This is a genomic window from Falsiroseomonas sp. CW058, assembly GCF_050563535.1.
GTDB lineage: Bacteria > Pseudomonadota > Alphaproteobacteria > Acetobacterales > Acetobacteraceae > Falsiroseomonas.
This window is the reverse complement of record NZ_JBNXUO010000047.1, coordinates 1-23,497: the sequence shown is the minus strand read 5'-3', so window position 1 is coordinate 23,497 and position 23,497 is coordinate 1. Positions and strand designations below refer to the sequence as shown.

Here is a 23,497-nt window from a genome sequence, read left to right as displayed (position 1 = left end):
TAGGGGGCGCGACCATGCCCGATGACAGCGTCCCCCGCACCCTCCGCACGCCCGAAGCCCTGGTCGCCGCCGGGCTGCTGCCGCCGGACCGCGCGGCCGCGGCCGCCGAGGTCGCGCGGCGCTACGCCATCGCCGTGACACCGGCCGCCGCCGCGCTGATCGACCCGGCCGATCCCGCCGACCCGATCGCGCGGCAATACATCCCCGACGCGGCGGAGCTGGTGACGGCGCCGGGCGAGATCGAGGACCCGACGGCCGATGCCCCCTTCACCCCCGTGAAGGGCATCGTCCGCCGCTACCCCGACCGCGCCCTGCTGAAGCCGCTGCTGGCCTGCCCGGTCTATTGCCGCTTCTGCTTCCGGCGCGAGGTGGTGGGACCCGATGGCGGGCTGCTGACGGAATCGGAGCTGGAGGCGGCGATCGCCTGGCTGGCCGCGACCCCCGCGATCCGCGAAGTGGTGCTGACCGGCGGCGACCCGCTGATGCTCAGCGCCCGGCGGCTCGGCTGGCTGGTGGCGCGGCTGTCGGCGATCCCGCATGTCGAGATCATCCGCGTGCATTCCCGCGTGCCGGTCGCCGACCCCGCCCGCGTGACGGCGGCGCTGGTGGCGGCGCTGGAGACGGAGAAGGCCTTCTTCCTTTGCGTGCATGCGAACCACGCGCGCGAATTCTCGCCCGGTGCCGCGGCGGCGCTGCGGCGGCTCAACCGCGCGGGCGTGGTGCTGCTGGGGCAGAGCGTGCTGCTGAGTGGCGTGAACGACGATGCCGCGGCGCTGGAGGCGCTGTTCCGCGCGATGCTGCGCCACCGGGTGAAGCCCTACTACCTGCACCAGCTGGACCCGGCGCCGGGGACGGCGCGCTTCCATGTGCCGGAAGCGGAAGGGCTGCGCCTGGTGGCGGGGCTGCGGGGGCGGCTCAGCGGGCTGGGCCAGCCGCTCTATGTGAAGGAGACGGCGGGCGGCGGGGGGAAGGTGCCGGTCCGGGGGGCGTAGCGCCTGATCCGCGGAGGCGGAATCGCCGAAGCGGTGAATCAGCCGCTGCAACAAGGGGCTGAAGCGTGATCCGCGCTTCTATCGGCGCGGATCACGCTTCAGCCGCCGGCCCCTCCGACCTTGCCCTCCCCCGCCCCGCGTTGTAATCGCCCGCCGACCCGTCACACCCAAGACCGAACGCTAGGACACCCGCCCCCATGGCGAAGATGCAGGCCAACCAGATGCGTGCCGGCATGGTCATCGAGTTCGAAGGCCAGCGCTACACCATCCTGAAGCAGAACATCATGATCCCCGGCAAGGGCGCGGCCGTCATCCAGGTGGAGATGCGCAACGTCCGCTCCGGCGCGAAGAAGGACCAGCGCTGGCGCACCGCGGACACGGTGGAGCGCCTGACGACCGAGGACAAGGAATTCACCTTCTCCTACGCCGAGGGCGACATGCTCGTCCTGATGGACCCGGCGACCTACGAGCAGACCCAGGTGCCGAAGGACATCCTCGGCGACCGCCTGCCCTTCCTGGTCGAGAACATGACGGTCAATGTCCGCCTGATCGAGGGCGAGCCCGTCTCGATGGACCTGCCGGAACAGGTGGTGCTGGAGGTGGTGGAGGCCGATCCGGTGGTGAAGGGGCAGACCGCCGCTTCCTCCTACAAGCCGGCCCTGCTGTCGAACGGCGTCAAGACCATGGTGCCGCCCTTCATCACGGTGGGCGAGAAGATCGTGGTGAAGACCGAGGACGGGTCCTACTACGAACGCGCGAAGGGCTGAGGCCCCTGCCGCCCCCGACCGGGGGGCCGGGCTCAGGACCTGCTTGATTCGAGGGACGGCGCGGCGCATTGCGTCGCGCCGTCGTCGTCTCGCGGCGCCACCCGCTTTCCCACCCGCCCCGGCCCCTCCCCGCGAATGGCGGGGGCGCCGACGGGGCGGGCGCTCATTCCACCCACCCCATCCGGATCACGCCCAAGCCATGGCCGTCTCCCCCCGTCTCTCCCCCGCCATGAACGTCCTGCATGCCGCCGTGCGGAAGGCGGGCCACCGCCTGCTGCGCGACTTCGGCGAGGTGGAGAACCTGCAGGTCACCTCCAAGGGTCCGGGCGACTTCGTCTCCCAGGCCGACCTCCGCGCCGAGCAGACGCTGAAGGAGGAACTGTCCCGCGCCCGCCCGGGCTGGGCCTTCCTCGGCGAGGAGGGCGGCCAGGCGGAGGGGGAATGGGAATGGCGCTGGGTCGTCGATCCGCTCGACGGCACCACCAACTTCCTCCACGGCATCCCGCACTGGGCGATCAGCGTGGGGGTGGAGCGGCGGATCGGGCCTGACCGCACCGAGCTTGTCGCGGGCTGCATCTACAACCCGGCGGGGAACGAGCTGTTCTGGGCCGAGAAGGGCATGGGCGCCTTCCTCAACGACCGGCGGCTCCGCGTCTCCGGCCGGAGGGAGATGGTGCAGGCGATCTTCGCCACCGGCATCCCCTTCGCGAAGGTGCCCCGCAAGGCGGAATTCAGCGCCACGCTGGCGCGGCTCATGCCGCATGTGGCGGGCGTGCGGCGCTTCGGCTCCGCGGCGCTCGACCTGGCCTGGGTGGCGGCCGGGCGCTACGACGGCTTCTGGGAGCTGAACCTGAACCGCTGGGACATCGCGGCGGGGCTGGTGCTGGTGAAGGAAGCCGGCGGCTTCGTGACCGACCCGCAGGGCGGCGAGACGCATTACGAGACGGGCGACGTGGTCGTGGGCAACCCCATCCTGCAGCCGAGGCTGCGCGAGGTGGTGGCCGAGGGCATCGCCGCCGCCCAGGCGGCGCGCGCGGCCGCATCGGCCGGGTAACGGCTCCGCGCATGGCGCAAGGCTGATCAAGACGCTAGGTTGCGGCGGAATGACCCGCCGCCTCCTCCTCCTCGCCGCCGCCGGCCTGCTCGCCACCCTGCCCGGCCCCGCGGCCGCGCAGGCGCCGCGCGGCGCCCCGGCGCCGCCGCTGGCGCTGCCCGCCGGCATGTCGCCGCTGCCCGCCGGGGCCGATCGCGTGTCCTTCCGGCCGGGCGACAGCGCCCTGCCCGCGGGCGCGGCGCCGGTGCTCGGCGAGATCGGCCGCCGCTTGGCCGCCGCCACCCCGACCGGCGGCGGCCGCATCACGGTGGAGGCGCAGGCGAGCGGCCCGTCCAACGACGCCTCCGCGGCGCGGCGCATCGCGCTGGCCCGCGCGCAGGCGGTGCGCGCCGCGCTGGTGGCGGGCGGGATCGAGGAGACGCGGGTGGATGTCCGCGCGCTGGGGCGCACCCCGCAGGCGCTGGACGCCGCGGATGTGCTGCCGCCCGGCGTCGCGCGCGCAGGGGCGACGAGGTAAGGCCGATGAGCAGTCCCACCCCCTTCCTCTGGCGCATGCTCGCCTTCCTCGCGGCGGTCGTGCTGCTGGTCGGGCTGCTGTCGGGCGAGTTGTCGACCGCCTTCGGCGCGAACCCGCTGCTGAACGGCGTCATCGCCGTGGTGCTGCTGCTGGGCGTGGCCTGGAACATCCGCCAGGTCCTTGCGCTGACGCGGGAGGTGGAGTGGCTGGAAGCCTTCCGCGCCACCGGCGCGCCGGACGGGCCGCCGCGGCTGCTCGCGCCGCTGGCCAACATGCTGGCGCAGCGGCGCAGCGAACGCCTGTCGCTGTCGGCGCTGGCGATGCGCAGCGTGCTGGACGGCATCGCCGGGCGGCTCGACGAACAGCGGGAACTGTCGCGCTACGCGACGGGGCTGCTGATCTTCCTCGGCCTCCTCGGCACCTTCTGGGGCCTGCTGCTGACCATCGGCAGCGTGTCCGACGTGATCTCCAACATGTCGGTCGGCACGGGCGACATCAACGCGCTGTTCAACCAGCTGAAATCCGGCCTGAGCGAGCCGCTGCGCGGCATGTCCATCGCCTTCAGCTCCTCCATGCTGGGCTTGGCCGGCGCGCTGGTGCTGGGCTTCCTCGACCTCACCGCCGGGCAGGCGCAGAACCGCTTCTATTCCGAGCTGGAGGACTGGCTCGCCTCCTCCACCCGCCTGTCCTCCGGCGCGCTGGGCGCGGAGGGCGAGGGCTCGATGCCCGCCTATGTCCAGGCACTGCTGGAACAGAGCGCGGAGAACATGGACGAATTGCAGCGCGCCATGGCCCGCAACGAGGAAGGCCGCGCCCAGGGCAACCAGGCGCTGATGACGCTGACCGAGCGCCTGTCCGTCCTGGCCGACCAGATGCGCGCCGCGCAGGTGCTGATGAGCCGCATGGCCGAGGCGCAGGCCGCGCTGACGCCGACCCTGCAGCGCATGGCGGAAGCCGCGCAGCACGGCGCGCTCGACGAGGCGTCGCGCGCCCATCTGCGGAACGTCGAGCTGTACCTCGCCCGCATCCTGGAGGACATCACCCAGGGCCGGATGCAGTCCACCGCGGAGATCCGCAACGAGATCAAGGTCCTGTCCCGCACCATCGCCGCCCTGGCGGAGGAGCCGCGGCCGTGACCGCGCGGGGCGTGGCCGCCGGGGCTGGGTAGCGGCGCATGGCGATCGGACGGCGCCGGCGCGACAGGGGCGGGATCGATGCCTGGCCGGGCTATGTGGACGCGCTGTCCACGCTGCTCATGGTCATCATCTTCGTCCTGCTCGTCTTCGTCCTGGCACAGGGCTTCCTGTCGGTCGCGCTCTCCTCCCGCGACCGGGCGCTGGACCGGCTGAACCGGCAGGTCGCGGAACTCGGCGAACTCCTCGCCCTCGAACGCGGGCAGGCGGAGGAGCTGCGCGGGTCGCTGAGCCGCACCGCCGAGGAACTGCGCGCCGCCGCCTCCGCGCGCGACGCCGCGGGCCGCGCCCTGGCCGGCCTGCGGGAGGAGCGCGACCGCCTGTCCGCGGACCGCGACCTCGCCCGCGGCGAGCGCGACCGCCTGGCCGCCCGCATCGCCGATCTCGACCTCGGCTCCCGCGGGGATGCCGCGCGCATCGCGGAGCTGGAGGGGCGGCTTGCGGAGGCGCTGGCCCGCGCCGAGGCCGCGGGCGGGGATGCGGCGCAGACCGTCCGCACGCTGACCGACGCGCAGCGCGTGCTGGCCGCCGAACGCGCGGCGCTGGAAGCGGTGCGGCGCGACCTGTCCGCCACGCGCGAACAGGCCGCGGCGCTCGGCCGCGACCTGGTGGCGGAACGCGCGGCGCGCGAGGCTGCGGGACGCGACCTCGCGCAGGAACGCGGCGCGCGGGAGGCGACGGAGCGCGAGCTGGCGGCGGCGCGGGGCGAATCCGCCACCCTCGCGCGGGACCTCGGCCAGGTCCGCGGCCAGCGCGACGAGCTGCAGCGCAACCTGACCCGCGAGCGCACCCTGCGCGAGACGGCGGAACGCGACCTGAACCAGTCCCGGCAGGAGGCCGCCGCGCTGAACCGCGGCATCGCAGCCGAACGCGATTCGCGCGGCCAGTCGGAGCGCCAGCTGGCCGAGGCGGAGGCCCGCACCGCCCAGCTCGCGCGCGAACTGGCCGAGGCGCGGCAGGTGCTGGAAGCCGCGCGGCGCGACATCGCCGCCCTCCGCGCCGAGGCGGAGCGCCTGGACCGCACCGTGCAGGTGGACCGCGCGACGATCGAGGCGCGGCTGTCCGACATCGCCCGCCTCGCCGACCAGGTCCGCGGGCTGGAGGCGCTGCGCGACCAGCTGGAACGCCAGGCCGCGCAGGCCATCGCGCGCGCGGAGGAGGAGGAACGTCGCCGCGGCGCCGCCGATGGCGCGGCGGCCGAGGCCGAGCGCGCGCGCCGCGCGGCGGAGGCGCTGGTGGCGCAGGCCACCGGCCGCGCCAGCCAGGCGGAGGAGGCGCGCCGGCAGGAAGCCGCCCAGCGGGAGGCGGCGCAGCGGGCGTCGCAGGCGGCCGGCCTGCTCGCCTCGGAAGCCGCGTCCCGCGCCGCCGAGGAAGCGCGGCGCCGGCAGGCTGCGGAAGCGCAGGGCCAGGAATTCGCGCGCCTGTCGGAGAGCGCGCGCGTGCAGGTGGCGCAGCTGACCCGCCAGGTCGAGGCGCTGCGCGCCGAACTCGCCCGCGTCGCCGGCGCGCTCGACGCGGCGGAGGATGCGGGGCGCGACAAGGACGCGCAGATCGCGGCGCTCGGCCAGCGGCTGAACGTCGCGCTCGCCGCGCGGGTCGAGGAGTTGCAGCAGTACCGCTCGGACTTCTTCGGCCGGCTGCGCCGCGTGGTGGGCGACCGGCCGGAGGTGCGGATCGTCGGCGACCGCTTCGTCTTCCAGTCGGAAGTGCTGTTCCCGGTGGGCAGCGCGGAGCTTTCGGCCGCCGGGCAGCAGCAGATCCGCGACCTCGGCCGCGTGCTGCTCGACCTCGCGCGGCAGTTCCCGGCGGACCTGTCCTGGGTGCTGCGCGTCGATGGGCATGCGGACCGCAGCCCGGTCCGCACCGGCGGGCGCTTCGCCACCAACTGGGAATTGTCGGCGGCGCGGTCCATCGCGGTGGCGCAGCTTCTGATCCAGGAAGGGCTGCCCGCCAACCGCGTCGCCGCCGCCGCCTTCGGCGACACCCAGCCGCTGGATGACCGCGACACGCCCGACGCCTATGCCCGCAACCGCCGGATCGAGCTGCGGCTCGAAGCCGGGCTGTCCGCCGGGGCGGCGGCCCCGCCGGCGCGCGCCCCCGCCGATGCGCGGCGCGACCTGGGCGAGGTGCTGCGCGGCCAAGCCTGCACGCGGCTCGCCCTCGCCGAGGAGGGGGTCGCGCCGCGCGTGTCCGGCCTCGGCCCGCGGGGCGTCGAGGCCAGGCTGCGGGACGCCCTGCCGGGCGCCCGCATCGCGCTTGCGGAATTCGACGGCCCCTACTGCGCCGTGCTCGACGCGCTGCGGCCGGTGGGCGCGGACGGGATGCGGCTGGCCCCCCTGCCCGGCCCGGTGCTGCGGCGCGGCAGCCTGCTGCAACTCGACCTCGGCCTGCCGGACTGGGCGGCGCATGCGCTGGTCGCCTTCATATCGACCGATGGGCAGGTCGGCACGCTGGCGCGGCTCGACCGGCAGGCGCCGGGCGCGCGGCTGCGCCTGGGGGAGCCGCGGCCGGGCTTCGCCGGCTGGCCGGTGGAGGAGCCCTTCGGCACGGACCTGGTGGTGGCGATCGCCTCCGAAGGGCCGCTGTTCGAGGCGTCGCGGCTGCCGGGCGGGTCCGTGCAGGACTTCGCCGCTTCCCTGCGGGACGCGGTGGCGGCGGCGCGCGCGGCCGGCCGGCGCGTGGCGGCGGCGGCGAGCGTGGTGGAGGTGGTGCCGCGCTGACGGCCTCGCGCCGGGGCGCGGCGTGGGCGACGCCGGAATGGGCTTGCGGGGCCGCATGCGCGCGGGCATCCACGCCGTGGACCGAGAGGGAAGCCGCCGCATGACCGGACTGCATGTCGTGGACCATGCGCTGCTGTCGCACCGCCTGGCCGAACTGCGCGACGCGGCCACGCCCTCCCCCCGGTTCCGCCGGCTGCTGGCGGAGATCGGCGCCATCCTGGCGATGGAGGCCACGCGCGACCTGCCGACCGCGGTGGCGGAGGTGACGACGCCGCTGACCGCCATGCGCCACCGGCGGCTCGCCGGGCCGGAACCGGTGCTGGTGGCGGTGCTGCGCGCCGGGCTCGGACTGATGGAAGGCGGGCTCCAGGTGCTGCCCGAGGCGCCGGTCGGCCATGTCGGCCTGGTGCGGGACGAGCACACGCTGGAGCCGAGCCAGTACATGCTGCGGATGCCGCCGGAGGTGCGGGTGCGCGGCGCCATCCTGTTCGACCCGATGCTGGCCACCGGCGGCAGCGCGGCCGCCGCGGTGGCGCGGGTGAAGGAGGCCGGCGCGCCGCATCTGCGCTTCGTCTGCGTCGTCGCCGCGCCGGAAGGCGTCGCGCGCCTGCGCGAGGCGCATCCCGACGTGCCCGTCTACGCCGCGGCCCTGGACGAGCGGCTGGACCACCGGGGCTTCATCGTCCCCGGCCTCGGCGATGCCGGGGACCGCTGCTTCGGCACGGAGGGCTGACGGTGGCGGACCGCTTCGCCGCCCGCCGCGCCGCCTTCCGCGCGCTGCACGCGGAAGGCTGCTTCCTGCTGCCGAATCCCTGGGATGCCGGGACGGCGCGTTTCCTCGAAGGGCAGGGCTTCGCGGCGCTGGCCACCACCAGCAGCGGCGCCGCCCATGCGCGGGGCCGGGCGGATGGCGCGCTGGACCTCGACGCCACGCTCTCCAACATGGAGGAGATCGTGGCGGCGACGGCATTGCCGGTGAACGCCGATTTCGGCAACGGCTTCGGCGCGGATCCCGGCGCGGTCGCCGCCAGCGTCGCGCGCTGCATCGCCACCGGCATCGCCGCCCTGTCGATCGAGGACGCGACCGGGGACGCCGCGCGCCCGCTGTTTCCGCTGGAGGAGGCGGTGGCGCGGATGCGGGCCGCGCGGCGCGCCATCGACGCCGCGGGCGGCGAGGTCATGCTGGTCGGGCGGGCGGAATGCTTCCTGACCGGCCATCCGGACCCGCTGGCCGAGAGCCTGCGCCGCATCGCCGCCTATGCGGAAGCCGGGGCGGAGGTGCTCTACGTGCCGGGCCTCACCACGGCGGACCAGATCGCGGCGGTCGTGCGGGCCGCGTCGCCCCGGCCGGTGAACGTGCTGATCAGCCGCCCCATCGGGCTCGACCTGCCGGCGCTGGCCGCGCTCGGCGTGCGGCGGGTCAGCGTGGGCGGCGCGCTGGCCGGCATCGCCTGGGGCGCGGTGGCGCGGGCCGCGGCGGAACTGAAGGCCGGGCGTTTCGGCGTGCTGGCCGGGCGGATGCCGGGCGCAGCGCTGGACCGGCTGTTCGCGGGGACCGCCGGGGTTGCCTAGATGATCCGCGCCTCGAAGGGCTGCTTCAGGTCGGGGGCGTCGAACTCCACGACCCAGAGGTCGGGGTCGCGCTTCACCTGGCGTTCGACATAGGCATCGGCCGTCGCGTCGTCGACCGGGGCGGGGCCGGTGCCGCGCATCCAGGCGGGCCGTCCCTCGGCGTCGCGCACCTGGGACAGGACCACGATCCCCTCCCGCCCGCGCAGCACGCAGAGGATGCCGCCCGAATCGGGGTCGCCCTTCCGCAGCACCGCGCCGGACCGGCCGGCGATGTCCGACAGCCGCAGCGCCATCGACACCCAGATTCCGGCCTTCACCTTCGCATCCATGGCCCGACCATCACCGCGCCGCCGCGGCCGCGCAAGCCCCGCCAGCGCCGGCGCCGCCATTGCGCCCCCGCCGCGGCCCTTGCGGAAGGGCGCGCGCCACGCCATTCCCTCACGCGAAAGGGAGCCCCGCCCATGGCCAAGCCGCAGGAACTCACCGAAGGCCAGCGCGCCTACGAGGCGCGCCGCGCCGCGAAGGCCGGCATGAGCCTCGAGAAGTGGCTCGTCGAGAAGGAGAAGCGCGCGAAGGCCGACGCCGCCGACGCCGCGCGCGAGGCGGAGGCCGAGAAGGCGAAGGAGCCGGAGCGGAAGGGCTGGTTCGGCCGCCTGCTCGACAAGGCGCACCAGCCGCTGAAGTAGCGGCGCGGGGCGTCACAGCATCCGCAGCAGCGTCCCGTCGCGGCGCAGCGCGTGGTGGTAGATCGCCCCCCCGATATGCGCCGCCAGCAGCACCGGCAGCATCCAGCCGAGCACGCTGTGCATCCAGTGCAGCGCCACCGCCAGCCCTTCCCGCGCCTCCATGAATTTCGGCAGGTCGATGAAGCCCAGGAAAGCGGTCGGCCCCTGCAGGGGGAAGCCATAGGCGTTGGTCGTGAAGAAGCCGAGCAGCGGCTGGAGGATCAGCGCGGCGTAGAGCGCATGGTGCACGCCATGCGCCGCGGCGCGCATCAGGGCGGGGATGTGGTCCGGCAGCGCCGGCGGGCGGCTGAAGCGGCGCCAGGCCAGGCGCAGCAGGGCAAGGCCCAGGATGACCAGCCCCGTGCTCTCATGCAGGGCGTAGAAGGCCATCTTCGGGTCGTCCTTGATGAACCGGATGACGAGGCCGGTGGCGATGGCCAGGAACAGCAGCGGCACCGTGACCCAGTGGAACAGCTTGGCGAGGGCCGAATACTGGCCGTCCGGGTGCAGCGCGTCCTGGCCGCGGATCGGGGGGGACGGGGCGGTCTGGTCCATCTCTCGCGCATCTCCCGGGCGCCGCGCCAATATGGCATGACCGGCCGCCCGGACTGGAAGCGAAACGCGAATGACCCCCGTGCCCGACTGGCCGCAGCACCGCGCCGCGCACCCCGATGCGCGCCCGACCGACTGGCTGCGCGCGGCGGCGGAGCCGGACTGGGGCGCGGCGGTCGGCCACCGCTTCGGGCGGGAGTGCAACGCGGGCCGGGTCCCGCCCGAGGTGATGCGCCGCTACCTGGTGCAGGACTACCAGTTCATCGACGCCTTCGCCGCCCTGCTCGGCCGCGCCATCCACACCGCGCCCGACCTTCCGGCGCGGCTGCCGCTCGGCCGGTTCATGGGCCTGCTCTGCGCGGAGGAGAACACCTATTTCCTCCGCAGCTTCGACGCGCTCGGCGTGGCGGAGGCGCTGCGCCGCGACCCGCCGCTGTCGGCGGCCGCGCGGGATTTCCGCGCGCTGCTGCGCGAGGCCGCGGCAAGCCCCCACCATGCCGACCAGCTCGCCGTGCTCTGCGTGGCGGAATGGGTCTATCTGGGCTGGGCGCGCCCGGCGCGGGACACGCGCCCGGCTGAGCCCTTCTGGTGCGCCGAATGGGTGGACCTGCATGCCAGCCCCTTCTTCGAGGGCTTCGTGGAGGGGCTGCGCGCCGCGCTCGATCGGGAGGTGGCGGCGCTCGACGCCGCCGGGCGGGCGCGCGTGCGGGCGCTGTTCGTGGCGGCGGCGCGGCTGGAACGCGCCTTCTTCGACAGCGCCTATGACGAGGCGCCGCCCGGTTGAGGCCGGCAGCGCCGGCATGATCGCGGCCCATGCCGACTGGAGCATCGACCCGCGCAAGCGCTGGATGGCCATCGCGCGCCGCGATGCCGTCGGCTGGCGGGCGGAGGCGCCGCGGGCGGTTGGCGACACGGCGGCGCTGCTGCCGGCGCTGCTGGGGGAAGGCGTGCCGGTCGCGCTCGGCCTCGACCTGCCGCTCGGCGTGCCACGGGACTGGGCGGCGGGCCGGGCGGAGCGCGACTTCCCGGATTTCCTGGCCGGGCTGGTCCGCGACCCCGCCTTCTTCGAGGTGAGCGCGACGCTGGAGACGGTGAGCGCGGCGCGCCCCTTCTACCCCGCGCGCGGGGTGAAGGGGATGACGCGGGCCTCCCATGCGGCGGCGCTCGGCCTCGGTTCCGCGCAGGCGCTGTCGCGCGCCTGCGACCGCGCGACCCCGACCCGCCCGGCCGGCGCGCCGGTGTTCTGGACGCTCGGCGCCAACCAGTCGGGCAAGGCCGCGATCGCCGCCTGGCGGGACTGGCTGGCGCCGGCGCTGGCGGCGGGTGCGCCGGTGGCGCTTTGGCCCTTCGCGGGGCCGCTGCACGGGCTGCTGGCGCCGGGGCGGGCGGCGCTAGCCGAGGTGTATCCGGCCGAGGCGCTGCGCCAGCTTGACCTGAGGCTTGCCGGCAGCAAGCGCGCGCAGGCGCCGCGGCGGGCGCTGGCCGGGGCGCTGCGGGATGCCATGGCGCGGCTGCGCGTCGCGCCCTCGCCCGCCCTGTCGGAGGCGGTCGAGGACGGTTTCGGCGCCGATGCGGCCGGCGAGGATCGGCTGGACTGCGTGCTCGGCCTGCTCTGCCTGGTGCAGGTGCTGGACGGGCGTCGCGCGGACCATGTGCCGGCGGACCCGTGGATCCGCCGGTGGGAGGGGTGGGTGCTGGGGCAGGCGTGAGCGCGGGTGGGGTCAGCCCGCCGGCGCGATGTCCGGATACAGCCCGGCGGCGCGCGCCGCCTGCTTCACCAGCGCGGTCAGCAGGTCCAGCTGCGGCGTGGCCACGCCGGCAATGCGAGCGAGGTGCAGCGTGGTGGTGAGGATGCCGTCGATCTCCATCGGACGGCCGAGTTCCAGGTCCTGCAGGATGGACGGCTTGTGCGCCATGCTGGCATTCGCCACCCGCTCCACCGCCGAATCGGGCAGCGGGCGGCCATGCGCGGCGGCGATGGCGCGCCCCTCCTCCGCGCTGCGGCGCGCGGCGTCGCGCAGCAGCGGGTCGAGATAGGTGTCGCGCACGCCGCGGCGCGTCAGCACGCAGAGCGGCCCGTTGCCGAGGTTGCCGAGCAGCTTCAGCCAGATCTCGGTGCGGATGTCGGGCGAGACGGGCGACGGGAAGCCGCCCGCTTCCAGCGCGGCGGAGATGGCCTGCACGCGCGGCGTGATGCGGCCGTCGATCTCGCCGAGGATGACGCGGATGTTGCCGTGTTCGGACTTCACCACGCCGGGCGCCAGCACCTCCGTCGCGGAATAGACGCAGCCGCCGATGGTGCGGTGGATGCCCACTGCGTCGCGCAGCGCGTCGCCCGGGTCCACCTCCGGCAGGCGCAGCCCGTCATGCGGGCCGCCATGGCGGTCGAAATACCACCAGGGGATGCCGTTCATCACGAAGGCCACCGGCGTGTCCTCGCGCAGCAGCGGCGCGATGGCGGCGGCGACGGAGGGCAGCGCGGGCGCCTTCACGGTGACGATCACGGCATCCTGCGGGCCGAGATCGGCGGGATCCGCGCTCGCCTTCGGGCGGGAATGGTGGGTGCCGTCATGCGCGTGGACGGTCAGCCCGTCGCGCTGGATCGCCGCAAGATGCGCGCCGCGCGCGACGAGCGAGACGTCGGAGCCGCCACGGGCGAGGCGGGCTGCGATGTGGCCGCCGATGGCGCCGGCGCCGAAGACGCAGATCTTCATGGGGAATGTCCGTGGGGTGTGCGGAAGGATGGTGCGCGGGGTGGCGCGGCAGGGGGTGGCGCGGCAGGCGGGGATGCGCCGGGGTTAGGACAGCAGTTCCAGCGCGGCCCGGCCCAGCGCCTGCACGCCGAGCGGGATGCAGCCCTCGTCGGGCTGGTAGTCGGCATTGTGCAGCCTGTCGTCGCGCCCGGGCGCGCCGCTGCCGATGCGGAGCTGGAAGGCGGGCGCAAGGGCGGCGAACTCGGCGAAGTCCTCGGCGCCCATGCTGGGTTCGCCCTCCTCCAGCACCTCGCCGAACTGGGCGCGGACGGCGGACAGCACGGGTTCCAGCACGCGGTCGTCATTCACCAGCGGCGGGACCTTGCGCTGGTAGTCCAGCGTGCAGCGCACGCGCATCGTCGCCTCCAGCCCCTCCGCCAGGCGGCGGATGGCGGCTTCGGCGGTGTCGCGCGCCGCCTGGTGCAGCGTGCGGACCGTGCCCTTCAGATGCGCGCGTTCGGGGATGATGTTGTAGGTCGTGCCGGCCTGCAGCGCGCCCACCGTGACCACCGCGGGGTGGACCGGCCGGATCTCCCGGCTGACCACGGTCTGCACCTGGGCGACGAAGGCCGCCGCGGCGACGATGGGGTCCACCGCCGCATAGGGGTGCGCCGCATGCCCCGACCGCCCGCGGATCCCGAGGTCGAAGCGGTCGGATGCCGCGAGGCAGGCGCCGCGGGCGAATCCGAAGCGCCCGACCGGCAGGTCGGGCTGGTTGTGGAAGCCGAGGGCGAGGTCGATCCCCTTCCCCGCGCCGTCGGCGATCATGGCGGCCGCGCCCTCCAGCACCTCCTCGGCCGGCTGGAAGACCAGCAGCACGCGCCCGGCCAGCATCGGCGCGATGTCCCGCAGCACGGCGGCGACGCCGAGCAGGGTGGCGGTGTGGATGTCGTGCCCGCAGGCGTGCATCTTCCCAGCCACCGTGCTGGCGAAGGGCAGGCCCGTCTCCTCCGCGATGGGCAGCGCGTCCATGTCGGCGCGGATCGCGAGCGTGGGGCCGGGCCGGCCGCCCTCGATGGTGCCGACAACGCCGGTGCGGCCGATGCCGGTGCGGTGGGCGATGCCGAGCCGGGCGAGTTCGGCCGCCACGATCCCGGCCGTCCGCGTCTCCTCGAAGGCGAGTTCGGGATGCGCGTGGATGTCGCGGCGGATGGCGACCAGCGCCGGCGCCAGGCGCTCCGCGGCGTCGCGGATGATCCGGCCGGGGTCGTTGATGTGCATGCGTCGCCGTCCTGACGAGTAGGAAATCCGCATCCTCAGGTGAAGAAGTGGTCATGGCAAGGCGGCCCGGCCGCTGGCCGCTTGCGGGGGGCGGAAACGGCGTGCAATACGCGGGACCAACGTCCGGGAGGCAGGATGTCCGCAGATCTCCGTCGTCGAGCTGTCCTGGCTGGTGCGACCGCCATGCTGGCCGCGCCGGCGACGCTGCGCGCGCAGTCCTGGCCCAACGGACCCATCCGGCTGGTGGTGCCCTTCGCGCCCGGCGGCAGCACCGACCTGACCGCCCGGCTGGTGGCTGACGGCCTGTCCCAGCGGCTCGGCGTCTCCGTGATCGTGGAGAACCGCCCCGGCGCGGGCGCGACGACGGGCAGCCAGCTCGTCGCGGATTCGGCGCCCGACGGGCAGACCCTGGTGATGAGCAACATCGCCAGCCACGCCATCAGCCCCTCGCTCTACCGGAACCTCCGCTACGACCCCGTGCGGTCCTTCACCCACATCGCCATGGTGATCACCAACCCGTCGGTCTGGGTGGTCAACAGGGACTCGGGGATCGCCAACCTCGCGGACCTGGTGCGGCTGGCCCGCGCGCGGCGCGGCGGGCTCGACATGGCGTCCTCCGGCTCCGGCTCGTCGAACCACCTGCTGATCGTCCGCTTCAGCGAGATCGCGGGAATCGACCACACGCACGTTCCCTTCCGCGGCGCCGGCCCGGCGATGACGGCGGTGATCGCGGGGCAGCTGCCGATGATGTCGGACAGCCTGCCCTCGGCCGCGGGGCACATCCGGCAGGGCAGCGTGCGCGCCATCGCGATGAGCAGCGAGCGCCGCCACCCCGCCTTCCCGGAGGTGCCGACCTTCCGCGAACAGGGCTTCGACCTGGTCAGCACCTCGTGGTTCGCGCTGTCCGGCCCGGCGGGGATGCCGCGTCCGGTGGTGGAACGCCTGCACCGCGAGACGCTGGCCTTGACCTCCACGCCCGAGGCGCGGCAGCGCTTCGCGGAGATGGGCGGCGATCCCGCCGAGATGACGCCGGAGGGCTTCACGGCCTTCGTCGCGTCCGAGGTGCAGCGCTGGGCGCCCGTGGTGCGGGCCTCGGGCGCGACGGTGGACTGAGGTCGGACGCCCATTGGGGTGTGACGAAGTTAACGTTCCTCGCGATTGCGTGATGACACGAGGGGTGCCTAGGTTTGCGGAATGGGGCTGAACCGGCAAAGACCGGGCAGCCCCTGAAGGTGCGCCCGGTTCCACCGCAGGGTGGGGCGGGCGGGCTGTCAGGAACGGACTGGCCCCGGCATGGCCGGGTGGGGAATGAGGTGCGGATGAAGATCAACCAGAAGGACGTCGCGTCAGGGCTGATCCTGATCGTGATCGCCGTGGTGGGGCTGTGGCTCAACCAGGACCACACCCTTGGCACGGCGCGCCGCATGGGCCCGGGCTACATGCCGATGCTGGTGTTCTGGATCCAGATCGGGCTCGGCGCGATCGTGCTCGCCATGGGCCTGTTCAACGGCCCGGACGGGCTCGACCGCTGGGCCTGGCGCGAGCTGCTGCTGGTGCTGGCCGCCATGTGCGTGTTCGGCCTGCTGCTGGAGAAGGGCGGGCTGTTCCTCGCCATCGCCGCGACGGTCGCCGTCTCCGCCATGGCGGACCGGACGCACCGGCCGCTCGGCGTCGCCGGCCTCATCATCTTCCTGCTGGCCCTGTGCTGGTTCGTGTTCATCCGGGAACTTGATATCCGGGTGAACCTCTGGCCGCAGTTCTGAAGGCGGGGGAACGGGATCCATGGAAACGCTCGTCACGAACCTCTACCTCGGCTTCACGGTCGCGCTGAGCTTCGACAACCTCGTCTTCGCCCTTCTCGGCGCCTTCATCGGCACGGCGATCGGCGTGCTGCCGGGCATCGGCCCGGTGGCGACCATCTCGCTGCTGCTGCCGATCACCTTCGGCATGTCGGCGACCACCGCCATCATCATGCTGGCGGGCATCTACTACGGCGCGCAGTACGGCGGCTCCACCACCGCCATCCTGCTGAACCTGCCGGGCGAGGTGTCGTCGGTCGTCACCACGCTCGAAGGCTACAAGATGGCCCGCAAGGGCCGCGCCGGCGCCGCGCTCGCCACCGCGGCGCTGGCCTCCTTCTTCGCGGGCACGGTGGCGACCATCCTGGTCGCGGCCTCCGGCCCGCTGCTGACGCAGGTCGCCCTGTCCTTCGGGCCGGCCGACTACTTCTCGCTGATGCTGCTCGGCCTCATCATCTCCGCCGTGCTCGCGCAGGGCTCGGTGATCAAGTCGATCGGCATGGTGGTGCTGGGCGTGGCGCTCGGCCTCGTCGGCACCGACGTGCAGACCGGCCAGCAGCGCTTCACCTTCGGCGTCCCCGAACTGTCGGACGGCATCGGCTTCGTCGCCGTCGCCATGGGCATGTTCGGCATCGCCGAGATCATCCTGAACCTCGAGCGGCCGGAATCGCGTTCCGTGCTGACCCACAAGGTCGGCTCGCTGTTCCTGTCGCGCGACGAGTTCAAGCGCGCCATCCCGTCCACCCTGCGCGGCACGCTGGTGGGCTCCACCCTCGGCATCCTGCCGGGCGGCGGCGCGGCGCTTGCGGCCTTCGGCTCCTACATGATGGAGCGGAAGATCTCGAAGTACAAGCACGAGTTCGGCACGGGCGCGATCGAGGGCGTGGCCGGTCCGGAAGCGGCGAACAACGCCGCCGCCCAGACCAGCTTCATCCCGCTGCTCACCCTCGGCATCCCGGCCAACGCCGTGATGGCGCTGATGGTCGGCGCGCTGATCATCCAGGGCATCCAGCCCGGCCCGCGGATGGTGGAAGCCCAGCCGGACCTGTTCTGGGGCCTCATCGCCTCGATGTGGGTCGGCAACCTGATGCTGCTGGTCATCAACCTGCCGATGATCGGGCTCTGGGTGAAGCTGCTCGAGGTGCCCTACCGCTTCCTCTACCCGTCGATCCTCATCTTCTGCTCGATCGGCGTGTATTCGCTGAACAACAACGTCTTCGACGTCTACCTGACGGTGCTGTTCGGCCTGTTCGGCTATCTCTGCGCCAAGCTGAAGATGGAGCCGGCGCCGCTGCTGATCGGCTTCGTGCTCGGCCCGATGATGGAAGAACACCTCCGCCGCGCCATGCTGCTCAGCCGCGGCGACGCGATGGTGTTCGTCCAGCGCCCCATCTCGGCGACGCTGCTGGCCATCGGCTTCCTCGCCCTGGCCACGATGATGCTGCCGAACCTGCGGGCGAAGAAGGAGGAGGCGCTGTCCGAAGGCGGCTGACCGCCCGACGGCACCGCCACTGGCTGAAGGGGGCCGTCCCGCAAGGGGCGGCCCCCTTTCGTTTTCGCGCGCCCGGCCGCAGCCTGCGCCCGCACCGCAAGGAGGACGACGCGATGGACCTGCAACTGACGGGACGGGTGGCACTGGTGACCGGTGCCTCGGCGGGACTCGGCCGCGCCATCGCCACCCTTCTGGCCGAGGAGGGCTGCCGGCTGGCCCTGCTCGCCCGCCGCCGCCCGCTGCTGGAGGAACTGGCCGCCGCCCTCCCCGCCTCCGCCGAGCCGCTGGTCATCGTCGAGGACTTCACCAGCCCCGGCGCCGCGGAGCGCACGCGCGACGCCGTGCTGGGTCGATTCGGCCGCTGCGACATCCTGGTCAACAACGCCGGCGGCAGCCGCCCGCAGGCCGATCTCGGCCCGGACGAGGTCTGGATGGAGAGCATGGAGATCAACTTCCATGCCGGGCGGCGCATGACGCATGCGCTGGTGCCGGCGATGCGGGCGCAGAAATTCGGCCGCATCGTCAACCTCACCGGCTCGGACGAGCCGCACATCATCAACGCCGCCAACGCCCCGAACGGCGCGGTGCACATCTGGGCCAAGGCGCTGTCGCGCCAGCTCGGCCGCGACGGCATCACGGTGAATTCCGTCCCCCCCGGCCGCATCCGGTCCGAGCAGATCGACAGCCGCATCCTGCCGACCGAGGAGGCGCGCCGCGACTGGGCGGAGCGGGAGGTGCCGGTGGGCTTCATCGGGGAGCCGTTGGACCTCGCCGTGCTCGTCGCCTTCCTCTGCTCGCCACGCGCCCGCTACATCACCGGCCAGGTGATCCACTGCGACGGCGGGACCACGCGCTTCGCCCATTGAGGAGGCGCGGCTTGATCCGGGCCAAGGCGGGGGGCGCGCCTGCGCGCTACCCTCCGCCCGTCCCAGGAGACCACCCATGAGCAGCGATGCCGGCCACCATCACGGCCCGCACCCCCGCCAGGCGCCGAACCACATCCGCCGCACCATCGCGCGCGCCCGGCGGCGGCGGCGCGCCGGGCCGGCCGCGCCGGGCGGCCTGGGCGACCGGCTGGCGGACCTGGTGGCGGGCACCGTCGGGTCCTGGCGCTTCATCCTGGTGCAGACCGGCCTTCTCGTCGCCTGGATCCTCGGCAACGCCGTGGCGGGGCGCGGGGCCTGGGACCCCTATCCCTTCATCCTGCTGAACCTGCTGCTGTCCTTCCAGGCGGCCTACACCGCGCCCATCATCATGATGAGCCAGAACCGGCAATCCGACGTCGACCGGGCCCGCGCGGTGGCGGACTACCAGGTGAACCTGCGGGCGGAGGCGGACATCGCGCTGCTGCACGAGAAGATCGACCTGCTGCGGGAGAGGCAGCTGATCGAGATGACGGAGCTGCTGAAACGCGCGCTCGACCGCATCGAGGCGCTGGAGAGGAGAGGCGCGTGATGGGCTGGCTGCTGCGCATCGTGCTGCTGGCGGCGGGCGCGCTGGCCGCGCTGTTCGTGGCGCGCGACGCGCCGAATTTCGGCGTGGTTGAGGGCATGTTCGCGGTGGCGATCATCGCCGCCGTGGTGGTCGTGCTCGCGCTCACGCGGCGGAAATAGGGCTACAGCCGCGGCCCCGGCGCATCCGGCGCGAAGCCCAGCTCCGCCGGCGTCGCCATCGGCCGGGACAGCGCGGCATGCAGCCCGGCCAGCGCGCCGCTGTCGGCGAAGCGGCGGAACATGCGGTCGCCGAGCTTGCGCAGCCCCGCAAGCGTCGGCCGCGCCACGTCGTCGAGCGAGTAGGAAGGCGGCGGCGGGTCGAGTTCCAGTTGCAGCCGGTAGTAGTCCAGCTCGTCCCGCGCCTGGCGCAGCATCATCTCGTGCTGGGTCAGCGCCGCGGCGCCGTCCATGAAGACGTCGATCAGCCCCGGCAGCCAGCCCGCCACCCCCCAGCCCATCGCCTTCGCGCCGTCGATGCGGTTCACCCGCGCCCCGGTGCCGAGCGAGAGAACCAGCGCGCGTTCCGCCCGCGGGAACAGGCGCCGCGCCTCGGCCAGGGCCAGCGCCGCCGGGTCGTTCGCGAAGACGCCGCCGTCGCACAGCGCATGGCGCCGCTGCTCGCGGTCGTAGTTGGCGTCGAGCGAGAGGATCTCCGCCGGCGGGAAGTAGGTCGGCGCGGCCGAGGTCGCGCGCGCCACGTCGCAGAGCCGGAAATCCTCGACCGAGGCATGCCGCGCGCGCCAGGAACAGAACAGCTTCGGCCAGGCTCGCTCCAGGTCCCAGGCCGTCACCATCAGCTCCGGCGACACCTCCGACAGCTGCGCCTGGCCCAGCCGCTGCGCCAGCACGCCTTCCAGCGGCGCGGGGTCGTATTTCACGTCCGACAGCGGGTTGCGCCGAGACCAGGCGCCGGGGGGGAAGATCGTCTCCCCGTGGTTCTCGTACAGCTCCACCAGCTCCGCCGGGCCGTGGCGCAGCGCGCCGGGGGCGCAGAGCCCGGCGGCCATGATCCCGCCGGTGGAGGTGCCGGCCACGATGTGGAACCGCGCCGCGAGCTGCTTCCCGGGGATGCCGAGCGCCTGCGCGACCTGGCCGAGCGCGATGGCCGGGATCAGCCCGCGGATGCCGCCGCCGTCGAAGGACAGGATCCGGACCGTGCCTGGCATGGGCGCCTATCCTCCCGCTGCCCTTCCCGGGCGGCGCGAGGCTACCCGGCCGGGGCCGCGCGCCGCAACCGTCGCGGCGGCAGCCGCGCCCGTGACGGTTAGGCGGCAGCCGCGCCCGTGACGGTTAGGCGGTAGCCGCGCCCGTGGCGGTTAGGCGGTAGCCGCGCCCGTGGCGGTTAGGCGGTAGCCGCGCCCGTGGCGGTCATGGCGGCAGCCGCGCCCATCGCGGTCAAGGCCGGGCAGGAAGCGCAACGCGGCCGGGCGACGAATCTCCCTCTCCCGCCGGCGCGCGGGCCGGCTATGGTCGGGCCATGCCCATCGTCGAGGCCGTGCTGGCCCTCATCGCGGCCTGCATCGCCTTCGCGCTGCTCGCGCGGCGCTCCCGCATCCCCTATGCCGTCATCCTCGTGGCGGGGGGCATGGCGCTGGCCTTCATCCCCGGCCTGCCGGCGGTGACGCTGGACCCCGCGCTGGCGCTGGCCTTCTTTCTGCCCCCGCTGCTCCAGGCCAGCGCCTGGCGCACCGACTGGCGGGCCTTCCGGGCGAATCTGCGCCCCATCCTGCTGCTGGCGGTGGGTTGCGTGCTGTTCACCGCCGCCTGCGTGGCGGTGACGGTGAAGCTGCTGGTCCCGGACCTGCCCTGGGCGGCGGCGGTGGCGCTCGGCGCGATCGTCGCGCCGCCCGATGCCGTGGCGGCGGCCGCGGTGCTGAAGCGCCTGCCCATCCCGCACCGCATCGTCGTCGTGCTGGAAGGCGAGAGCCTGGTGAACGACGCCACCACGCTCGTGCTGTACCGGTTCGCCGTCGCCGCGCTGGCGGCGGGCGGGGTGTCCTTCGGGGCGGTGGCGGGCAGCTTCCTCCTCGTCGCGCTCGGCGGCATCGCCATCGGCTGGGCGGTGGGCCGCGTCTGCGACTGGTCCTTCCGGCGCCTGGGCGACCCGCTGCTGAAGACGGCGATGACCTTCATCGCCTGCTTCGCCAGCTTCATGGCGGCGGAGGCGCTGCACCTGTCCGGCGTCATCGCGGTGGTGGCCACCGGGCTCGTCCTCGGCCAGCGGCAGCACCGCAGCCTCACGCCGGAGACGCGCATGGTCGCGCTCGCGGTCTGGCAGTTCGCGGAATTCGTCCTGACCAGCCTGGTCTTCATCCTGGTCGGGCTGCAGCTGCGCGGAATCCTGGCGCGCATCGCCGACCGCGGGGTGGGCGAACTGGCGGCCATCGCCGCCTGCATCGCCCTCGTTCTCATCGTCTCGCGCTTCGCATGGGTGTTCCCGGCGACCTACCTCGCCCGGCTCGTCCCGGCGATCCGCCGGCGGGACCCGGCGCCGCCCGCGGGGCAGGTGGTGGTGATCGCCTGGACGGGGATGCGGGGCGTCGTCTCGCTCGCCGCGGCGCTGGCCCTGCCGCTCGACTTCCCCGAACGCGACCTGCTCGTCTTCCTCGCCTTCTGCGCCATCCTCGCCACACTGGTGGTGCAGGGCACCACGCTGGGCTGGGTCATCGCCCGCTTCCGCGTGGAGGAGGCGCGCCCGACGGGCATGGCGCCGCCGGAGGCGCGGGCGCGGCGCCACGTCGCCCGCGCCACGCTGGCCGAGGTGGAACGCCGGGCGGAGGACATACTGGAAGGCGCGGTGGCGCGCGACCTGCTGGAGGAGTACCGGGACAAGGCGCGCGTCTTCCAGGGCGTGGCCGGCGGCGGCGGCCAGGCGGAGCTGGAGGCGCGGCTCCGCATCCGCCTCGCCGCGCTGCGCGCCGGCCGCGCCGCGCTGCTGGACCACCACCGCGACGGCGCGGTGGATGACGGCATGCTGGCGACGCTGGAGGCGGAGGCGGACCTGGAGGAGTTGCGCATCATGCGCCTTCTCGGCCCCGTCCCGGCCGGGTAATCCGGCGGCATGGACGCCACCCCGATCGCCGCCCGGCTCGAGGAGGCCCGCCGCGGGCTGCTCGACCTCTCGACCCGCAACCGCCTGCTGGCGCTGCCCAGGCCCGGCCGGTCACGCGGCGTGCTGATGCTGGAAGACGAGGACGCCGACCATGTCCTGGCGGAACTCGCCGCCGGCCGTGCCTTCGGCTTCGAGGCATCGGGCCCCGCGCAGCCCGAGGGCGCGGCGGCGCCGCTCCGGCGGGGCCGGCGCACCGCGAAGCCGAAGGCGGCAGGCGTCGCGGTGTCGAGCGGCGCGGCGACGCGGGTCGAATGGCAGGCGGACCGCCTGCTGCGCGTGCGCACCGCGCCGGAGGAGCTCGGCCGCCGCCTGCGGGACCTGATGACCGATGCCCGCACCGCGCGGGAGGAGACGGGCATCGCCACCCTCTCGCTCGGCATCGGCACGCTCGCCTGGCGGGACCCGGCCACGCCGGAGACCGAACGCCTCGCACCGCTGGCGCTGCTGCCCGTCACGCTGGAGCGCGAGGGCGTGTCGCAGACCTTCCGGCTGCGCTCCTCCGGGCTCGACATCGCCGAGAACCTGTCGCTGCGCGAGAAGCTGGCGACCGAGTTCCGCCTGGCCCTGCCGGAATTCGACGCGGAGGCCTACGACCCCACCGCCTGGGCCGCCGCCGTCGAAGGGGCGCTCGGCCCGCGGGAGGGCTGGCGCGTCGAATCCGACGGGCTGGCGGTGGGCCTGTTCAGCTTCGCGAAGTTCCTGATGTGGCGGGACCTCGACCCCCGTGCCAATCCGGGCCTGCTGGACCACCCCCTGGTGCGCGCCCTGGTCGGCGGGGAGCCGCTGTCGGCGCCCCCGCCCTTCCCCGACGACGCCGATGTCGATGCAGAGATCCGGGTGGAGCGGCTCGACCACGTGATGGACGTGGATGGCAGCCAGGCGCTGGCGGCGGAAGCCGTGCGCCGGGGCGGCCATGTCGTCATCCAGGGCCCGCCCGGCACCGGCAAGAGCCAGACCATCGCCAACATCGTCGCCCAGGCCGTGCTGGACGGGCGGAGCGTGCTGTTCGTGGCCGAGAAGCTGGCCGCGCTGGAGGTGGTGCAGCGCCGGCTGGGCGCCGTCGGCCTCGGCCCCGCCTGCCTCGAGCTGCATTCCGAGAAGCAGTCGAAGCGCGCCGTGCTGGACGAGCTGCGCGCCACCCTCGCCCTCCCCTCCCCCGCCCGGCCGGAGCGCGAGGCGCTGGTCAGGCGGCTGGGCGCGTTGCGGGCGCGGCTGAACGGCCATGCCGCGGCGATGGCCGGTGAGGTCGGCGCGAGCGGCCGCGCGCTGCATGAGGTGGTCGGCACGCTGGTGGCGCTGCGCGCCCGCGGCGTGGCGGCGCCCGATGTCGCGCTGGCCACGGGCGGGGACGCGACGGATGCGGGCGGCGGGTGGACCGCGGCGCGGATCGCCGCGGCGCGCGCGGCCGTCTCCGAACTCGCCGCCCGTGCGGCCGAAGGCGGGCCCGCCAGCCCCTGGCGCGGCGTCGCTGCGGAGCTGGCGCCGACCGACCGGGACCGGCTGCTGGCGCAGCTGCCGCGGCTGATCCGCAGCTT

The 23,497-nt window shown here is 74.2% G+C and carries 24 protein-coding genes; 19 read left to right on the top strand and 5 right to left on the bottom strand.

The window, feature by feature from the left end; genetic code table 11:
- Nucleotides 1-14 precede the first annotated feature (14 nt).
- The 8 genes from ACK8OX_RS23580 (at nucleotide 15) to ACK8OX_RS23545 (ending at nucleotide 8,815) form a co-directional block, all read left to right on the top strand.
- Nucleotides 15-992, top strand: coding sequence for a lysine-2,3-aminomutase-like protein (locus ACK8OX_RS23580; RefSeq protein WP_430666721.1), 978 nt, complete (start codon nucleotides 15-17; stop codon nucleotides 990-992).
- A 197-nt stretch (nucleotides 993-1,189) separates the two neighbouring features.
- The gene (efp, locus tag ACK8OX_RS23575) at nucleotides 1,190-1,759 is read left to right on the top strand and encodes an elongation factor P (RefSeq protein ID WP_430666720.1); all 570 of its coding nucleotides are present in this window, start codon (nucleotides 1,190-1,192) and stop codon (nucleotides 1,757-1,759) included.
- Nucleotides 1,760-1,958: 199 nt separating this feature from the next.
- Entirely contained in the window at nucleotides 1,959-2,813 is an 855-nt protein-coding gene (locus ACK8OX_RS23570) for an inositol monophosphatase family protein (RefSeq protein ID WP_430666719.1), read from the top strand.
- 49 nt (nucleotides 2,814-2,862) lie between these two features.
- On the top strand, nucleotides 2,863-3,330 hold the full coding sequence (locus ACK8OX_RS23565) for an OmpA family protein (RefSeq protein ID WP_430666718.1): 468 nt from the start codon (nucleotides 2,863-2,865) through the stop codon (nucleotides 3,328-3,330).
- 5 nt (nucleotides 3,331-3,335) lie between these two features.
- On the top strand, nucleotides 3,336-4,466 hold the full coding sequence (locus ACK8OX_RS23560) for a flagellar motor protein MotA (RefSeq protein ID WP_430666717.1): 1,131 nt from the start codon (nucleotides 3,336-3,338) through the stop codon (nucleotides 4,464-4,466).
- Nucleotides 4,467-4,504: 38 nt separating this feature from the next.
- Nucleotides 4,505-7,243, top strand: coding sequence for a peptidoglycan -binding protein (locus ACK8OX_RS23555; RefSeq protein ID WP_430666716.1), 2,739 nt, complete (start codon nucleotides 4,505-4,507; stop codon nucleotides 7,241-7,243).
- A 100-nt stretch (nucleotides 7,244-7,343) separates the two neighbouring features.
- The gene (upp, locus tag ACK8OX_RS23550; RefSeq protein WP_430666715.1) at nucleotides 7,344-7,976 is read left to right on the top strand and encodes a uracil phosphoribosyltransferase; all 633 of its coding nucleotides are present in this window, start codon (nucleotides 7,344-7,346) and stop codon (nucleotides 7,974-7,976) included.
- Nucleotides 7,977-7,978: 2 nt separating this feature from the next.
- The gene (locus ACK8OX_RS23545; protein WP_430666714.1) at nucleotides 7,979-8,815 is read left to right on the top strand and encodes an isocitrate lyase/PEP mutase family protein; all 837 of its coding nucleotides are present in this window, start codon (nucleotides 7,979-7,981) and stop codon (nucleotides 8,813-8,815) included.
- Here ACK8OX_RS23545 and ACK8OX_RS23540 read toward each other — a convergent pair.
- Nucleotides 8,812-9,144, bottom strand: coding sequence for a DUF1491 family protein (locus tag ACK8OX_RS23540; RefSeq protein WP_430666713.1), 333 nt, complete (start codon nucleotides 9,142-9,144; stop codon nucleotides 8,812-8,814). The two genes, ACK8OX_RS23545 and ACK8OX_RS23540, sit on opposite strands and share 4 nt — an antisense overlap.
- Before the next feature lie 132 nt (nucleotides 9,145-9,276).
- On the opposite strand from ACK8OX_RS23540, the gene ACK8OX_RS23535 reads away from it, so the two are divergent.
- Entirely contained in the window at nucleotides 9,277-9,501 is a 225-nt protein-coding gene (locus ACK8OX_RS23535) for a hypothetical protein (protein WP_430666712.1), read from the top strand.
- A gap of 12 nt (nucleotides 9,502-9,513) precedes the next feature.
- Here the strand turns inward: ACK8OX_RS23535 and ACK8OX_RS23530 are convergent, their stop codons facing one another.
- Nucleotides 9,514-10,095, bottom strand: a complete 582-nt coding sequence (locus tag ACK8OX_RS23530) for a cytochrome b (protein ID WP_430666711.1) — start codon at nucleotides 10,093-10,095, stop codon at nucleotides 9,514-9,516.
- Nucleotides 10,096-10,165: 70 nt separating this feature from the next.
- On the opposite strand from ACK8OX_RS23530, the gene ACK8OX_RS23525 reads away from it, so the two are divergent.
- Both ACK8OX_RS23525 and ACK8OX_RS23520 read left to right on the top strand, forming a co-directional pair.
- Nucleotides 10,166-10,876, top strand: coding sequence for a TenA family protein (locus ACK8OX_RS23525; RefSeq protein ID WP_430666710.1), 711 nt, complete (start codon nucleotides 10,166-10,168; stop codon nucleotides 10,874-10,876).
- A complete protein-coding gene (locus tag ACK8OX_RS23520; RefSeq protein ID WP_430666709.1) occupies nucleotides 10,854-11,801 on the top strand; it encodes a hypothetical protein in 948 nt (315 codons plus the stop codon). The genes ACK8OX_RS23525 and ACK8OX_RS23520 overlap by 23 nt, the downstream gene beginning before the upstream one ends.
- A gap of 12 nt (nucleotides 11,802-11,813) precedes the next feature.
- Here ACK8OX_RS23520 and ACK8OX_RS23515 read toward each other — a convergent pair whose 3' ends face one another.
- Both ACK8OX_RS23515 and ACK8OX_RS23510 read right to left on the bottom strand, forming a co-directional pair.
- Nucleotides 11,814-12,806: a ketopantoate reductase family protein gene (locus ACK8OX_RS23515; protein ID WP_430666708.1), complete on the bottom strand. Its 993-nt coding sequence runs from the start codon at nucleotides 12,804-12,806 to the stop codon at nucleotides 11,814-11,816.
- Nucleotides 12,807-12,890: 84 nt separating this feature from the next.
- Entirely contained in the window at nucleotides 12,891-14,066 is a 1,176-nt protein-coding gene (locus ACK8OX_RS23510) for a M20 metallopeptidase family protein (RefSeq protein WP_430666707.1), read from the bottom strand.
- 183 nt (nucleotides 14,067-14,249) lie between these two features.
- Here ACK8OX_RS23510 and ACK8OX_RS23505 point away from each other — a divergent pair, with 183 nt between their 5' ends.
- From ACK8OX_RS23505 to ACK8OX_RS23480, 6 genes are all read left to right on the top strand, one after another.
- A complete protein-coding gene (locus tag ACK8OX_RS23505) occupies nucleotides 14,250-15,179 on the top strand; it encodes a Bug family tripartite tricarboxylate transporter substrate binding protein (protein ID WP_430666706.1) in 930 nt (309 codons plus the stop codon).
- Between the two features lie 206 nt (nucleotides 15,180-15,385).
- Nucleotides 15,386-15,829: a tripartite tricarboxylate transporter TctB family protein gene (locus ACK8OX_RS23500; protein ID WP_430666705.1), complete on the top strand. Its 444-nt coding sequence runs from the start codon at nucleotides 15,386-15,388 to the stop codon at nucleotides 15,827-15,829.
- Between the two features lie 19 nt (nucleotides 15,830-15,848).
- Nucleotides 15,849-17,357: a tripartite tricarboxylate transporter permease gene (locus ACK8OX_RS23495; RefSeq protein ID WP_430666704.1), complete on the top strand. Its 1,509-nt coding sequence runs from the start codon at nucleotides 15,849-15,851 to the stop codon at nucleotides 17,355-17,357.
- A 113-nt stretch (nucleotides 17,358-17,470) separates the two neighbouring features.
- Complete coding sequence (locus tag ACK8OX_RS23490; protein ID WP_430666703.1) at nucleotides 17,471-18,223, top strand: SDR family NAD(P)-dependent oxidoreductase; 753 nt, start codon at nucleotides 17,471-17,473, stop codon at nucleotides 18,221-18,223.
- 76 nt (nucleotides 18,224-18,299) lie between these two features.
- Nucleotides 18,300-18,812: a DUF1003 domain-containing protein gene (locus tag ACK8OX_RS23485; RefSeq protein WP_430666702.1), complete on the top strand. Its 513-nt coding sequence runs from the start codon at nucleotides 18,300-18,302 to the stop codon at nucleotides 18,810-18,812.
- Nucleotides 18,812-18,970 (top strand): hypothetical protein, encoded by a 159-nt coding sequence (locus tag ACK8OX_RS23480; RefSeq protein ID WP_430666701.1) that lies wholly within the window; start codon nucleotides 18,812-18,814, stop codon nucleotides 18,968-18,970. The genes ACK8OX_RS23485 and ACK8OX_RS23480 overlap by 1 nt, the downstream gene beginning before the upstream one ends.
- A 2-nt stretch (nucleotides 18,971-18,972) precedes the next feature.
- Here the strand turns inward: ACK8OX_RS23480 and ACK8OX_RS23475 are convergent, their stop codons facing one another.
- Nucleotides 18,973-20,016 carry a patatin-like phospholipase family protein gene (locus ACK8OX_RS23475; RefSeq protein ID WP_430666700.1) on the bottom strand — a complete coding sequence of 348 codons (1,044 nt, stop codon included), beginning with the start codon at nucleotides 20,014-20,016 and terminating at the stop codon, nucleotides 18,973-18,975.
- Nucleotides 20,017-20,327: 311 nt separating this feature from the next.
- On the opposite strand from ACK8OX_RS23475, the gene ACK8OX_RS23470 reads away from it, so the two are divergent.
- Nucleotides 20,328-21,902: a Na+/H+ antiporter gene (locus ACK8OX_RS23470; RefSeq protein ID WP_430666699.1), complete on the top strand. Its 1,575-nt coding sequence runs from the start codon at nucleotides 20,328-20,330 to the stop codon at nucleotides 21,900-21,902.
- 9 nt (nucleotides 21,903-21,911) lie between these two features.
- The coding region (locus ACK8OX_RS23465) for a DUF4011 domain-containing protein (RefSeq protein WP_430666698.1) at nucleotides 21,912-23,497 on the top strand (1,586 nt) is incomplete at its 3' end.